The organism is Rhodanobacter sp. MP1X3 (assembly GCF_014207165.1).
Classification (GTDB): Bacteria; Pseudomonadota; Gammaproteobacteria; order Xanthomonadales; family Rhodanobacteraceae; genus Rhodanobacter.
Map to the genome: position 1 here is coordinate 299210 of NZ_JACHCO010000003.1, position 14928 is coordinate 314137.

At 58.9% G+C, this 14928-nt stretch carries 13 protein-coding genes; 7 read left to right on the forward strand and 6 right to left on the reverse strand.

Annotation, left to right across the window (positions count from 1 at the left end):
- Positions 1–371 precede the first annotated feature (371 nt).
- The gene (locus HDE79_RS10490) at positions 372–2030 is read left to right on the forward strand and encodes a hypothetical protein (protein ID WP_184601914.1); all 1659 of its coding nucleotides are present in this window, start codon (positions 372–374) and stop codon (positions 2028–2030) included.
- Between the two features lie 67 nt (positions 2031–2097).
- On the opposite strand, the gene HDE79_RS10495 is transcribed toward HDE79_RS10490, so the two are convergent.
- From HDE79_RS10495 to HDE79_RS10515, 5 genes are all read right to left on the reverse strand, one after another.
- Positions 2098–2340, reverse strand: coding sequence for a hypothetical protein (locus tag HDE79_RS10495; RefSeq protein WP_184601915.1), 243 nt, complete (start codon positions 2338–2340; stop codon positions 2098–2100).
- A 100-nt stretch (positions 2341–2440) separates the two neighbouring features.
- The gene (locus HDE79_RS10500; RefSeq protein ID WP_184601916.1) at positions 2441–3148 is read right to left on the reverse strand and encodes a VTT domain-containing protein; all 708 of its coding nucleotides are present in this window, start codon (positions 3146–3148) and stop codon (positions 2441–2443) included.
- A complete protein-coding gene (locus HDE79_RS10505; RefSeq protein ID WP_184601917.1) occupies positions 3145–3927 on the reverse strand; it encodes a glycosyltransferase family 2 protein in 783 nt (260 codons plus the stop codon). The genes HDE79_RS10500 and HDE79_RS10505 overlap by 4 nt, the downstream gene beginning before the upstream one ends.
- 176 nt (positions 3928–4103) lie before the next feature.
- Positions 4104–5048: an FAD-binding protein gene (locus HDE79_RS10510; RefSeq protein ID WP_184601918.1), complete on the reverse strand. Its 945-nt coding sequence runs from the start codon at positions 5046–5048 to the stop codon at positions 4104–4106.
- Between the two features lie 56 nt (positions 5049–5104).
- The gene (locus tag HDE79_RS10515; protein ID WP_184601919.1) at positions 5105–5866 is read right to left on the reverse strand and encodes an electron transfer flavoprotein subunit beta/FixA family protein; all 762 of its coding nucleotides are present in this window, start codon (positions 5864–5866) and stop codon (positions 5105–5107) included.
- 246 nt (positions 5867–6112) lie between these two features.
- Between HDE79_RS10515 and HDE79_RS10520 the strand changes: the two genes are divergently transcribed.
- Positions 6113–7150 (forward strand): glycosyltransferase family 2 protein, encoded by a 1038-nt coding sequence (locus HDE79_RS10520; protein ID WP_343205946.1) that lies wholly within the window; start codon positions 6113–6115, stop codon positions 7148–7150.
- Entirely contained in the window at positions 7143–8075 is a 933-nt protein-coding gene (locus tag HDE79_RS10525; protein WP_343205947.1) for a glycosyltransferase family 2 protein, read from the forward strand. Before HDE79_RS10520 ends, HDE79_RS10525 begins: the two co-directional genes overlap by 8 nt.
- A 45-nt stretch (positions 8076–8120) precedes the next feature.
- Here the strand turns inward: HDE79_RS10525 and HDE79_RS10530 are convergent, their stop codons facing one another.
- Positions 8121–9722 (reverse strand): electron transfer flavoprotein-ubiquinone oxidoreductase, encoded by a 1602-nt coding sequence (locus tag HDE79_RS10530; RefSeq protein WP_184601920.1) that lies wholly within the window; start codon positions 9720–9722, stop codon positions 8121–8123.
- A gap of 172 nt (positions 9723–9894) precedes the next feature.
- Here HDE79_RS10530 and HDE79_RS10535 point away from each other — a divergent pair, with 172 nt between their 5' ends.
- Genes HDE79_RS10535 through HDE79_RS10550 form a run of 4 tightly spaced genes read left to right on the forward strand, consistent with a single transcriptional unit; the run spans position 9895 to position 14839 of the window.
- Positions 9895–11292, forward strand: a complete 1398-nt coding sequence (locus HDE79_RS10535; RefSeq protein ID WP_184601921.1) for an amidase — start codon at positions 9895–9897, stop codon at positions 11290–11292.
- 55 nt (positions 11293–11347) lie between these two features.
- A complete protein-coding gene (gene cysD, locus HDE79_RS10540; RefSeq protein ID WP_184601922.1) occupies positions 11348–12265 on the forward strand; it encodes a sulfate adenylyltransferase subunit CysD in 918 nt (305 codons plus the stop codon).
- Positions 12265–14190, forward strand: coding sequence for an adenylyl-sulfate kinase (cysC, locus tag HDE79_RS10545; RefSeq protein ID WP_184601923.1), 1926 nt, complete (start codon positions 12265–12267; stop codon positions 14188–14190). Before cysD ends, cysC begins: the two co-directional genes overlap by 1 nt.
- A 25-nt stretch (positions 14191–14215) precedes the next feature.
- Positions 14216–14839: an alpha-ketoglutarate-dependent dioxygenase AlkB gene (locus HDE79_RS10550; protein ID WP_343205953.1), complete on the forward strand. Its 624-nt coding sequence runs from the start codon at positions 14216–14218 to the stop codon at positions 14837–14839.
- The last annotated feature ends 89 nt before the right edge of the window (positions 14840–14928 follow it).

The following is a 14928-nucleotide window of genomic DNA, read 5'->3' on the forward strand; positions in this document are numbered from 1 at the left end:
AAACGAACGCTTCTGCAACAGCGTTTGGCGATCGGGCGGCTGCCGCGTACTCAACACTGCTAGCCATTCTGCGAGAAACACGGGCAGGCCTTTATCAGGCCTATGGTATCGATCGCAACGCGCTGGGGGATTTCCTGCGACGTAGGTGATTATTCCGCCACGACGGTCTGTGCGGTAATCGTCACTTATGAGCCGGAGCTGCAGTCTCTGCAGTCTTTGGTCAGAGCTGTTGAATTGCAGGTCGGCGCGGAAGGGGCGGAGATGTTACGCATGGACCAAGCTTGGCGTAGCATTGCGTGCTTCCCTCGCACTGACCCTTCAAATCGGGCGGATCACGGCCTGCGTAGGAATACAGGAGTAGTACAAAGTAGATGAATGCCGAAAAAATATGCCCGAGATGGGCGACTTCGCCAGAAAAGCGGCGTGTCTTCGTGTGGAGCGTGGTCGTGTTCGTGGCGTTCGCGGTGCTCGCGATGCTTCGCTTGGTGGTGTCCTTCCCCGCTGCGCGTAATTCCGATGACGCAAATAATTTTCTTGCTGGCGTCGAGATGGGACGCGGCAACTGGAACCTGCACGGCTGGGTTATGGCGCCGGACAGTTTCTACACAACCGACGTGCTGGGCATCGCCGTTCTCACGAGGGTGTTCGGGGTCCATCCGCTTCTGATGCAGGTCCTGGAAGCGGTGTTATGGGCGATGATCGTCATGACCGGAATCCTGCTTGCCGCCCGGGGGCGCGGCGTGAGGGAATCCATCGTGGCCGGGGTCGCGGTGATCACGCTGCTGGCCTTCACCGTCCAGATGGGCAATGGGATCATGCTAGTCACCACCGCGGTGGCGTCGCACGCATTTCCCATCCTGCTTGCCCTACTAACGTTCTGGATGACAGTGGAGGTGTGCGAACGGGACGGGCCGATCCGCCTTTCTCGCGTGGCGCTGCTCGGATTGGCAGTCATCATGGGCAGTATCGCCGATCCGACCTATGTGGTCATGGGCTGCCTGCCGGTACTAGTGACGTGTTTCATGCGACTGACGAGACGCGGGCGTAATGCCGACAAACTGGCTGTCCTATGCGTCGTACTGAGTGGGTTAGCGTTGTCCCGCCTAATCCAGCATAGGCTCCGCCATGCTGGCGGGTTCGAACAGTTGACGCTTCAGATCGATTTCGCCGGTTTCAACGAGATTATTGCTCACACCCTGTTTTCCCTTCACGCTTTTGCCGAAAATTTAGGCGCGGATTTTTCCGGAAAGCCGGTCACCCCTTCGCTTCTGGACGGGCCTTACATCTTCATCCTGCGCTTTCCCTTCCTGCTGTTATTTTTCCTGGCGCTCGCAGAGGTGGGTTTTCTGTGCCTGAAGCAGTTCCGTCGCTGGCCCGACAGACAGGCCGTCGCCGTAGGGCCGGGGTGTCTCGATCAGCTCCTGTTTACCAGCGTCGTCCTTGGCGCAACGGCCGCCATCGTCACGACCGCCATCGTGGACGGGAGCTGCGTGCGCTATTTCCTGCCCGCCACGGTCGCCGGAGCGATCCTGCTGGCCCGGACCTATGCTGCCACGCCGTTCTTTGCACTCTATGTCGCCGTTGGCTTGGCGGGATCGGTACTGTCCGAAGCCCACACTCTCAAGAACGGACCGAGCCGGGCGGTCATGGCGGACGAAAACGTGATGCTTCTGAGCAATGTGCTGCGCGCGCATGACCTGCATCACGGATATGCCGGATACTGGCAAAGTTCCATAATCACGGCCCTGACGAAGGAGGACATTCGTGTGCTGGCCTTGACGGATGGCGGATCGGATGGACTGCGGCCGATGCGCTGGTTTGCCAATCAGGACTGGTATAGCGCGGCTTCGACCGGATGGCGAGGACAAGTGTTCTTCGTCGCAAGAGCTTCCGGTACCGGATCTCTGGAACTGTCGCAGGAAACCGTGATCCGGGATTTCGGAACGCCGGTAGAGATCTTGCACGTGGGCCCGTATTTGGTTGATGTCTATAACGTCGGACATGGAGAAATGAAACTTCCCCGACCTTGATTTCAATCTTTAGGACTAGCGACGGAACTGTTACGTTGACTTCTGTAGTTTGAGGAGAACGGTTTTATCAGATGGAGAATTCGAAGAACTCGATTTTTTGTTTTGATGAGCTGATACTTGGTGCTGTCGCCATTTCTGGCAGGTGGAGGTCACTAGCATCGGAAACAGAAAATACCGGGTTACCAGCTTGAGGAGTTATTAGCATCGGCCACTGCGGCAACGATGTGGAAATCAGCGGTTTGAGTAAGGCAACCCCAAACATGGCCACTGAGAAGATATTGAACTTATGAAGCGCAGTTGAGCCACACATGAAGCCTGTTGAAAAAACCAAAAATCCAACGACAAATATTTAAAAAAGGAATTAAATCTCCAGCAAATATCGAATGATGTAGAAAATAAAAAATACCCACTTACTCAAATGAAGATTTTGCTAGCCCGACGCGCTTTGCTAGGCGACCGATGTGCAGAATTAGGAATAATGTCGCAATGATGCCTATGCCAAGGAACGCCAGATGAACAAGGCCGGTTCCATGTGTTGCGTCACCAAAGCCTTGTCGGGCTAGATGGCCAAGAAATACGTATCCCAGAAGCGCAGGAAGAGCAGCAAGCGAGCCAAGCAGATAATGGGAGAACCTGATGGATGTCAGCCCTAATGCATAACTACCTGCAGCAAAAGGCATGACGGGGGACATACGTAAGAGACAGACGGTTCGCCAGCCGTCAGTTGCAATAGCGCTATCCAGTCTGGCCATGTACGGTTTGCGTGAGAGATAGCCCTGAATCAGCGGTCGAAAAAGCGAACGCGCGAGCAGGAACGCAACCGACGCTCCCAGCAGTGTGCCGACAGCAGTGAGGGAAAAGCCCAGCCACGTGCCATAGATCGCCCCTGCAGCAACGCCCATGGCGGCGGCGGGTAGTAAGCCACTTATAGCAATAGCCGCCTGGATTAATGCCACCATCCCCCAACCTGCCGGACCATGGGACTGTAGGCCTGTAATAAGTGCCTGAATCCGATCGTTGATCGGCCCCGACCAGAGCTTGTAGGCAACGACCCCACCCGCCGTCATCACGACCAGCACTGCCGCAATCAACCACCGCTTGAACGACCCTGACTTCATAAGTCTTCACCATCCGCCGATTTTTTCCGTGGCGTCACCGACGCAGGGAAAAGCTTTGACTTGAAGATGCCCCATTTATGCCCACGAAACTTGGCCGCCGTTTCCAGAACGCCCAGACCATAGGTGACACTGCGGGAGAAGTTGATGGAAGACGCTTCTTCAAAATAGCGCGTTGGGCACGATATTTCGCCGATGCGAAAACCGTAGTAGACGACCTGGGCAATCATTTCATTGTCAAAGACGAAATCGTCGGAGCACGTATCGAGGGGCAATACTTCAAGAACTTCTTTCGTCCATGCGCGATAGCCCGTGTGGTACTCGGACAATTTTACACCAAGCATCAAGTTCTCGATGGAAGTCAGCGCCCGGTTAGCAACATACTTATAAAGAGGCATGCCACCTTGTAGCGCGCCCTTGCCAAGAATTCGTGATGCAAGCACGGCATCGAAATGATTTGAAATGAGCATGGCGGCCATGGCTCGGATCAATCGCGGCGTATACTGATAGTCTGGATGCAACATGATGACTATGTCAGCGCCACGATCCAGCGCCGCTTTGTAGCAAGTTTTCTGGTTGCCGCCATAACCACGATTTTTGTCGTGGGAGATCGTATGAATGCCAAGCTCACGGGCTAACTTGGCTGTTTCATCCTTGCTCGCGTCGTCGGTCAAAATGACGTCATCGACCAAATCAAGCGGAATTTCGCGGTACGTCCTCATCAATGTTTTGGCGGCGTTATAGGCCGGAAGAACGACTGTAATTTTTTTGCCTTCAATCATGAGTAATTGTCTTTGTAATTAGTGAGCGAATTAGCGATCAAGGCCATTCGACAGTGAAGGAGCGTTGTCCGGTCCTTGCAAAAATATTCTTTGCTATTCGCTAGTAATACCCGTTGGTTATTGCTGTGACGCAAGGTATCTGTGTTGATGCTTCGGTTGCATTCCTTCGTCAGGTGTCAGTTCACTATCTGCTCAAGCTCCGGAATCAGTTTGAACAAATCCCCCACCAGTCCGAGGTCAGCTATTTCAAAGATCGGCGCTTCGCCATCCTTGTTGATGGCGACGATGGTACCTGCATCCTTGATGCCGGTGAGATGCTGGATGGCGCCGGAGATGCCGATGGCGATGTACAGCTCGGGGGCGATGATCTTGCCGGTCTGACCGACCTGCATTTCGTTCGGTACGTAGCCTGCGTCGACGGCGGCGCGGGAGGCACCCACGGCGGCGCCGATCTTGTCGGCGAATTTGTAGATGATTTCGAAGTTTTCCTTCGAGCCCACGCCGCGACCGCCGGAAACGACCTTGCCGGCGCTCTGCAGGTCAGGACGGTCGCTGCTGCCCTGTTTCAGTTCGACGAAGCGTGTATGCGTTGGCAGCGTGACGTCCAAGGTCATCGCTTCGATCGGCGCGCTGTTGGAGCTGCTGCTGGCGGCCGGCCACGACGCGGTGCGGATGGTGGCGACCACGGCGTGATCGGCATTCGCCTCGACCGTGATGATAGCGTTGCCGGCGTAAATCGGCCGCTTGAAGCTGTGGCTGGATTCGACGCTCATCACGTCGCTGACCTGGGCCACGCCGAGCAGGGCGGCAACGCGCGGGGCGACGTCCTTGCCGAAGGTGGTGGACGGTGCGAACACGTGGCTGTAGCCGTCGGCGGCCTTGGCGATTTGCGGCGCCAGCACGGCAGCGAGCGGGTGTGCATTTTCCGCACGGGCGACAGTGAGCACCCGGCTCACGCCCTCGATCTTCGCCGCATCGGTGGCGATGGCGTCAACGTTGTCGCCGAGCACCAGTACGTCGATCGCTTCGGGCTTCACGGCTACCGCTGCGCTCACGGCGCGTGCCGTGGAAAGGTTGAGTTTGCCGTCCAGATGTTCGGCGATAACAAGAATCTTGCTCATGGGAAATCTCCGGGATTTCTATGTAGATGTCGGGCGGCTGGAAGTCAGAGCGCTGCTTAGAGCAGACCTTTCTGCTTCAGCGCCGCGACGAGTTCGGCCGCATCCTTCACCATCACGCCCTTGCTGCGCTTGGCTGGCGCGGCGTAGTGCGTGGTCTTCAGATGATCATGAGCTTCAACGCCCAGCGACGCGAATTCGATGCTGTCGATCGGTTTGGACTTCGCCTTCATGATGTCGGGTAGCTTGATGAAGCGCGGCTCGTTGAGTCGCAGGTCGGTGGTGATCACTGCCGGCAGTTCGGCCTCGATCACTTCCAGGCCGGCATCGACTTCGCGAGTGACCGTGACTTTGCCAGTGGTACCGCTCTCAATAGATACGTCGATCTTGCCGGCGAAGGTCGCCTGCGGACGGTCCCACAAGGCCGCCAGCATCTGGCCGGTCTGGTTGGCGTCGTCATCGATTGCCTGCTTGCCTACGATAAACAGCCCCGGCTGTTCTTTCTCGATCAGCTTCAGGAACACTCGCGCTGCAGTCAGTGGCTGCACGGCGTCGGTGGTGACGACGTGAATGGCGCGGTTGGCACCCATGGCCAGGCCGTTGCGCAGATGCGCGGTGAGATCAGCTGGGCCGATACCGACCACGATCACTTCCTCGGCGACGCCTTTCTCGCGCAGGCGCAACGCTTCTTCCAGCGCAATGTCGTCGAACGGATTGGCCGACAATTTGACGCCATCGGTGACCACGCCGCTGCCATCGGATTTGACCTGAATACGTACGTTGTAATCCACGACGCGCTTGTAGCCGACCAGAATTTTCATCAACGATTCCTTTTAATTACGGTATCCGCGGGGTGCCTGCGGCGATCAGACAATGGACTATTCTAACCGGAGCTGGAGCCGGAGCCAGATGGGCTCTGTTCTTATTGGATATCACGGGATTCAGATGGCCACCGGGGCGTTTCAGTATGATGCGCGAACGGGGTGTGAAACAGGCACAAAAATACCCATCGGGTATCGTCATGAGTCATTCTGAGCGGCATATAACGCGCTGAGCAGATCGGTGCTGTGGCGCGATGGCTTGGCGCAGGGTTCCTCTTATCAAACAACGTAGTAACCATGACGCAACCACGCCTTTCCATTGTGATGTGCACATATAACGGAGCCATCCACCTCCAGCCTCAGCTGGACAGTTTGCTGATACAGACGTGCCTGCCGGATGAAATCGTGATCAGCGATGACGGGTCCTCCGATGCCAGCATGGACATGTTGCAGGCATTTGCCGAACAGGCTCGTCATCTGGGTGTGGAGATACGCCTGCTGCAGAACGCACAAAATATAGGCTGTGTGGAAAATTTTTCTTTGGCCATGCGGCAGGCCAGTGGTGACGTATTGTTTCTTTGTGATCAGGATGATGTCTGGCGTATCGACAAGCTGGCGTTAATGGCGGCGCGTTTCAGTAGCGACCCGTCCTTGTTATTGCTGCACACCGACGCACGCCTGGTGGATGCCAAGGGTGTTTCCCTGCCTTACTCGCTGTTCGATGCGTTGCAGATGACTCCGGAAGATAAACAGGCCATCCACAGTGGTCGTGCGTTCGAGGTTGCCCTGCGTCGGAGCTTTGCCACCGGTGCCACGACGGCCCTGCGCCGCGAGTTGGTTGAGATGGCGTTACCTGTGGCGCAGGGATGGATTCACGACGAATGGCTGACCGCGGTGGTGGCGGCATCGGGTCGGATGGACTTCATCGACGAGCCGCTTATCGACTATCGCCAGCATGCGGGTAACCAGATCGGCATGCGAAAACGCAATCTGGTGAAAAAATGGCATGACTTGGTCCGTTCGCGTGGACGGCTGCTGCGCGCCGAAGCGAAACGATTGAGGCGGCTGGAGCGCTTCCTGGCAAAAGACGGATCGGACGTGGGTGGCGAACGGGCGGCGCAAGTCAGACACAAACGGGCGCATGTGGAACGGCGCGTGGCGATCGGGCGACTGCCGCGTTGTCAACGTGTACTGCCCATCCTGCGAGAAGTCCGGGCGGGTCTTTATCGGACTTATGGAGTCGATGGGCGCTCCGCGCTGCGGGATATGCTGCGACGTGGGTAATTATTCTGCCATGACGGTCTGTGCAGTGATCGTCAGTTATCAGCCGGAACTGCAGTCCCTGCAGCAGCTGATCAGTGCCGTTGCGCCGCAGGTCGGCGCGGTGGTGCTGGTCGACAACGCCAGCAATGGTGTCTGGCAACAGACATTGAGCCAGACTTTGGCGGCCTGTCGTGGAGCGCTGCTGCGACAGCCGTGCAATGTCGGGCTGGCAGCGGCACAGAACGCGGGCATAGACTGGGCACGCTCGCAGGGCTTCCAGCATGTCCTGTTGCTGGACCAGGACAGCGAGCCGGGTGAAGGGATGGTGGTGGCATTGCTGACGGCGCTACAGAACCTTTCCTGCGAGAACCAGGTCGGTGCAGTCGGGCCACGCTTTCATGATCGACGCGAGGATCGCGATGCGCCGTTTGTGCGCATCGGTTTTCCACGCAGTCAAAAGGTGTGGTGCGAAAGCGATACGCAGTCCATCGCCTGCGATTTTCTGATCAGTTCGGGTGCGCTGATTCCGATCGAAGTGCTTGATCGCGTCGGTGCGATGGATGCCGGGCTGTTTATCGACAACGTCGATATGGAGTGGAGTTTTCGCGCCCGGGCCAAAGGCTATGCGCTGTATGGCGTATGTTCGGCCACCATGCATCATCACTTGGGCGATGATCGTCGTGCGCTGCCGTTTGGCGTGGGGAAAATCGTGGTGCACGGGCCGTCGCGACTGTATTACATGATGCGTAATCGACTGCGGCTGTACGGTATTCGGCACACGCCATGGGTGTGGATTGCACAGGATGTACCGCGCGTGCTGGTGAAGCTGTTTCTATTTGGCGTGCTGATCGGACCGCGGTGGCGCAATCTGCGCTTCATGTTGCGCGGACTTTTGGATGGCTTGCGTGGTCGGCAGGGTGCGTGTCCTGCCGACCTGCTGCGCTGACGAATCTAATGCCTTGTCGCATTGATCCCGATGTGGCTGCAGCCACTACATGTTCTGGTAATTCGGCCCCGAGCCGCCTTCCGGCGTGACCCAGTTGATGATCTGGTACGGGTCCTTGATGTCGCAGGTCTTGCAATGCACGCAGTTGGCGGCGTTGATCTGCAGGCGTTTGCCGGCAGCATCGTCCACGATTTCATAGACGCTGGCCGGGCAGAAGCGCGTGCAGGGGTTGCCGTATTCCTCGGCGCACTTGGTGACACATATGGAAGTGTCGGACACATGCAGGTGGATCGGCTGATCCTCGTCGTGCTCGGTCGCAGCGAAGTAGACGCCCGCCAGACGATCACGCGGCGCCAGCGTTCGTTGCACGTAGTCGCGCTTTGGCTCTTCCTGCACGCCGAGCTTATGCAATGAGGACCAGTCGGCCTTGTTCTTCAGCGTCCACGGCGAGGCACCGTTGAGCACGGTTTCCCATGCGGCATTCATCAGGCCGAACCACAGTCCCTTCTTGAAGGCGGGCTTGATGTTGCGGACTTTCCTCAGCTCGGCCATCACGTCGGAGGCGCGCAGCTTGGCGTCGAAGCCGGCCGATTTCAGATCGTTCGCGACCAGATGCTCGGCGGCCAGCATGCCGCTCTTGATCGCCTGGTGCGTGCCTTTCACTTTAGGCACGTTGAGCAGGCCTGCGGTATCGCCGATCAGCAACGCGCCGGGCATCTCGACGTTTGGCAACGACTGGTAGCCACCGGTGACGATGGCGCGCGCGCCGGCGGACAGAATTTCGCCGCCGTCCAGCAGTGGCTTCAGCGAAGGATGGTTCTTCCACTGCTGGAATGCTTCCCACGGTTTGTAATCGGGGTCGCTGTAGTCGAGTCCGCTTACATAGCCGAGGGCTACGCGATCGCCATCCAGGTGGTAGATGAAGCTGCCGCCGTAGGTGTGGCTGTCTGCAGGCCAGCCGAAGCTGTGCACGATCTTGCCCGGTGTGCCGCGGCCGGCCGGCAGCTGCCACAGCTCCTTGATGCCGATGGAATAACCCTGCGGATCCTTGCCCTTGTCCAGTTCGAAGCGTTTGATCAGTTGTTTGGTCAGGCTGCCGCGCGCGCCTTCGGCGAGTACGGTGACCTTGGCCTTGATATCGATACCTTGCGTGTACCCGGTCTTGTGCGAACCGTCCTTGGCCACGCCCATGTCGCCGATGCTGACACCGGCGACCGAGCCGTCCTCATTGAAAATGGTGTCGGCAGCAGCAAAGCCGGGAAATACGTCTACGCCCAGCGCTTCGGCCTGTGGCGCCAGCCACGCGCACATCGCGCCCAGCGACACGATGAAGTTGCCGTGGTTGCGCATGCCCGGCGGCACCGGTAGCTTGCGACCGCCTTCCTTGCTGAGTAGCCAGAACTCGTCCTCAGCGGCTGGCACGCAGATCGGCGGCGGGTTATCACGCCATCCTGGCAGCAATGCATCCAGCGGTTGCGGCTCGATCACCGCGCCGGAAAGAATCTGCGCGCCGATGGTGGAGGCCTTCTCGATCACGCAGACGGTGATCTCCGGTTTGAGCTGTTTCAGGCGGATCGCGAACGACAGGCCGGCTGGCCCGGCACCGACGACGATCACGTCGTATTCCATCGTCTCGCGCTCGCTCATGGCTGGCTCCGTTTTTTAAAAGAATTTCTACAAGAATGAGCATGGATCGGTTGCAAACCGATTATTCATGGGTATTGTCCGGATTCATGCGTGGCGCGGCAACGCATACCGCCCAACTTGCAATCTGTTAACCGCTCAACGCGATAATCGGAAGGCATCTCAAGGAGACACCATGAATTCGACGTCGCCGATTGCCGATCTCGACTTGCGCCGCGCCACGTTGTGCCAGCTGCTGCATTGGCTGGCAAGCGGGCGAGTACAGGCGCGCGCGCTGTCCGAGGCGTATCTGAGGGCGATTGAACGGATCAATCCGCAGCTCAATGCCTACGTCGATCTGCGCTCCAGCCTGTTGCAGGATCAGGCGCATATGGCCGATCGCCGTCGTCGTGATGGCGCGATCGGACGACTCGACGGCATTCCGCTGGCGTTGAAGGACAACTTCGATGTGGCCGGCTGGCCGACTCGCGCCGGTTTGCCCGGAAGGCGCGAGCCAGTAGAGCATGACGCGCATGTCGTGCAGCGGCTGCGTGCCTCCGGCGCCGTGCTGGTAGGCAGAACCAATATGGATGAAGGCGCGCTGGGTGCGGTGACCGACAATCCGCACTTCGGTGCGACGCAAAATCCGCATCGTCACGGTTATACCGCCGGCGGTTCGTCCGGCGGTGCGGCCGCGGCGGTTGCCGCGGGCCTCGCCGTGGCGGCGGTGGGCTCCGACAGCCTGGGTTCGATCCGGATTCCGGCCAGTTACTGTGGTGTGTATGCATTGAAGCCGACTCACGGCGAAATCTCCGCGCGTGGTCTGGTACCTGCTGCGCGTCGGCTCGATTCCGTAGGCCTGCTGGCACGCAGCGTGGAGGATCTCACCGTGCTGCTGCAGGTACTGACCGGCTATGACGCCGATGACGCGCGTTCGCGCCGGCGACGCGTTGCCTTCGCGCTGCCGGATTGGGATCCGGGCAATCTGCGCGTTGGCCTGCTGCCTGATCTGTCTGCCGTTGGCGTGCAGTCGGAGGTAATCGCCGTGTTCGAGGCAGCCATGGCAAAGTTGCCGCACGCGCTCGGTGATCGGCGAACGGTGGATTTCGATGACTGGGATTTTGCCCGTACCCGGCGCGCTGGACTGTTATTGATGGAAGCAGAAATGCTTGGCACCTTCGCGTCTGATCTAGCCGATACCGAGTACCCGGTATCGGCTCGCTTTCGCGAGATGCTCGGCTATGCATCTCGCAAGAGTGCCGCCGACTATGCTGCTGCCGATCGCGTACTTGATGCAGCTACGTTGAAGATGCGCCGACTGTTCGCCCAAGTCGACGTACTGGTCCTGCCGACCACGTCGCAGGGCGCCTTTCCACTCGATGGCCCGGTACCCGATTCGCAGGCCGACCTCACCAGCTTTGCCAGCCTTGCCGGTTGCCCGGCGGTGAGCCTGCCAATGGGCACCTTGCCCAATGGTTTGCCGATCGGTCTGCAACTGGTCGGTGCGCGTGGCTCGGATCTGCGTCTGCTGGAACTGGCGTCGGTGTGCGCGGCCACGTTGGATGCCGAGCCAGCGTATCCAGTCATTGCGTGATGATCGCGTAACATATAGCCCCTTATGGCGGCTTCCTGCCACTCATTCGATGGCCATGACAACTCAATCCCCGCAGCGGCACTCCCATCTCGATGACCTGGAGGCGGAGAGCATCCATATCTTTCGCGAGGTGGCGGCGAGCTTCCAGCATCCTGTGATGCTGTATTCCATCGGCAAGGATTCCTCGGTACTCCTGCACCTGCTGCGCAAGGCCTTTTTTCCGGCGCGACCGCCGATGCCCTTGCTGCATGTGGATACCACCTGGAAATTCCGCGAGATGATCGCGTTCCGCGACGAAGTGGCCGCGGCAGGCGATGTCGAAATGCTGGTGCATATCAATGAAGAGGGTGTGCGCCAGGGCATATCACCGCAAACGCATGGCGCTACGGTGCACACCGATGTGATGAAGACGTTGGCACTGAAACAGGCACTGGATAAATATCGTTTCGATGCCGCGATCGGCGGCGCCCGGCGCGACGAGGAAAAGTCGCGTGCGAAGGAGCGCATCTTTTCCTTCCGCAATGCGCAGCACCGCTGGGATCCGAAAAGCCAGCGACCGGAGTTCTGGCATACCTACAACACGCACATCCGCAAAGGCGAAAGCGTGCGCGTATTTCCGCTGTCGAACTGGACCGAGATGGATGTGTGGCTTTATATCCAGCGCGAGAACATCCCAGTAGTGCCGCTGTACTTCGCCAAGCCGAGGCCGGTGGTCGAACGTGATGGTGCATTGATCATGACCGATGATGATCGCTTCCTTTTGCAGCCAGACGAAACCGTGCAGATGCGTGAGGTGCGTTTCCGCACGCTGGGCTGTTATCCGCTGACTGGCGCGGTGGAATCGTCGGCGTCGACGTTGGCTGAAATCATTGACGAGATGGCGCGTTCGCGCAGCTCGGAGCGACAAGGGCGGGTGATTGACCAGGATCCTTCCGCATCCATGGAGCGAAAGAAGCAGGAGGGCTATTTCTGATGGCGACGGGAACCGTTACGCCAACTGAGATACCAGCCGCGGCTGCCAAGCAACTGCTCCGTTTCATTACCTGCGGTAGCGTGGACGATGGCAAAAGCACGCTACTTGGCCGCCTGCTCTACGACGCAGGCATGGTGCCGGAGGATCAACTGGCCGTATTGACGCGCGACAGCCGCAAGCTGCACGCGGAGCTGGGCGACAAGCTCGACTTCTCTCTGCTCACCGACGGCCTGGATGCGGAACGTCAGCAGGGCATCACCATCGACGTGGCATACCGTTATTTTCATACCGCGCGGCGCAGCTTCATTGTGGCCGACTGTCCCGGTCATGAGCAGTACACGCGCAACATGGCGACTGGCGCCTCCAACGCGGAGCTGGCAGTAGTGCTGGTAGATGCGCGCAAAGGTTTGCTGACGCAAACGCGCCGGCATACCTATATATGCGGGTTACTAGGTATCAGACAGGTGGTGCTGGCGGTCAACAAGATGGATCTGGTCGGTTACGACCAGGCGGTCTACGATGCGATCGCGGACGAATACTGCATGCTGGCAAAGGATCTCGGCATCGCTCGTGTGCAGTGCTTGCCGGTGGTCGCGCCAACGGGCGAAAACGTTGGCACGCGGTCTTCCTGCATGACTTGGTATGACGGCCCGTGTCTTCTTGAGTTGCTCGAGTCGACGGATGCAACGATCGCGCAGGCCGACGATTTCCGCATGCCGGTGCAGTGGGTAAGTCGACCTGACCAATCATTTCGCGGCTATGCCGGTACTATCTGCGGCGGTCGTGTGACCTGTGGTGACGAGGTGATAGTGCAGCCCGGCGTGCAGCGCGCACGTATTGAACGCATTGTCACAGCCAGCGGCGATCTGCTGAGTGCATCCAGCGGTCAGGCCGTCACGCTCTGTCTGGACCGCGAGTTAGATGCCAGCCGTGGTGACGTCATCGCCGCCGCGCTGCGCCCGGCGCCTGTCGCCGATCAGTTCAACTGCCATCTGTTGTGGATGGGCGATGCCGTTCTGCTGCCCAATCGCACGTATGTGCTGAAGATCGGCACACGCGAGGTCAATGCCCGTGTGATGTCGATCAAGCACAAAGTGGATGTCAACACGCAGGCGAAACTTGCAGCGCGTCATCTGGAGCTCAACGAGGTCGGCTACTGCACGATGGGGATGGATGGCGCGATCGCCTTCGAATCCTTTGCGACCAACCCGACGCTCGGTGGATTCATCCTGATCGACCGTCAGAGCAATGCCACGGTGGCCTGCGGCATGTTGGACTATGCGCTGGGCCGTTCATCCAACGTGCAATGGCAGCATGTCGATATCGACAAGGTAGTGCGGGGCCGCAGCAAGGGGCAGCACCCGTTGTGCCTCTGGTTCACCGGTCTTTCCGGTGCCGGCAAATCGACCATTGCGAATCTGGTTGAACGACGCCTGCACGTTCTGGGATATCACACATATCTGCTGGACGGCGACAACGTACGCCACGGCATCAACAAGGATCTGGGTTTCACGCCCGAGGACCGGGTCGAGAACATCCGCCGTATCGCGGAGGTGGCTCACCTGATGGTGGACGCCGGCCTGATCGTGCTGGTCAGCGTCATCTCGCCCTATCGCAGCGAGCGGCGTTCGGCGCGGGAGTTGTTTGCCGAAGGTGAGTTCATGGAGGTTTTTGTGGACACGCCGCTGGAGGAGTGTGAGCGCCGTGATGCAAAAGGTCTTTACCAGAAGGCACGCGCTGGCCTGATCCGTAACTTCACCGGTATCGATGCTCCCTACGAACGACCAGAATCCCCGGATGTGCATCTGCACTCATCAGGTCAACATGCCGAGCATCTGGCCGAGCAATTGACCGAACGGCTACTGGCCGGCATTGCAGCGCCTCATGATGTGGTCGACGGCGATACGGAAGAGTCTGCCCAATGACAGCCATTCGCCTGCCGTGACAGATATCTTGAGATCATCCTGGCAACGGATCGATCTGCCGGGTGCTGACGTCAAGCTGTGGCCTTCGTGGCTGCTGCCGCATGAAGCGGACGTGTTGCAGGCCGATTTGCTGGCGACCGTTCCGTGGGAAATGCACTACATCAAACTGTTCGGTCGCGAGGTCGCTTCGCCACGGCTGAGTTGCTGGATCGGTGATGCGGGCACCGGTTACACCTATTCGCGAACGCGCTTCGAGCCACGGCCGTGGCCTGCGTCTGTGATGGCGTTGCGTCGTCATATCGAGGCGGATTGCCGAGCGTCCTTCAATAGTGTGCTGGCCAACCTCTATCGTGATGGCCGCGACTCGATGGGCTGGCATAGCGATGACGAGCCTGAGCTGGGTGAGCAACCGGTGATCGCCTCATTGAGCCTGGGTGTTACCCGGTCCTTACGCCTGCGCCGCAAGTTTCCGCGAGGTGTGCAGGCGGAGCCAGGCGACACGCTGAGTCTGCCGTTGTCGCACGGTAGCCTGCTGCGCATGGCTGGCGATACACAGCGCCTTTATCGCCACGAGGTGCCCAAGACCCGCACGGTAAGCACCGAGCGGATCAACCTTACCTTTCGATGGGTGGGTCAGGCGCCCGACTGAATCCCGCGTATGAGTGAAGCCAGCAAAGGCCGTGGCACGCTGTCGCTTGGATTGCTCCGACCCGGCGACGATAATGGGCGACTTTCCTG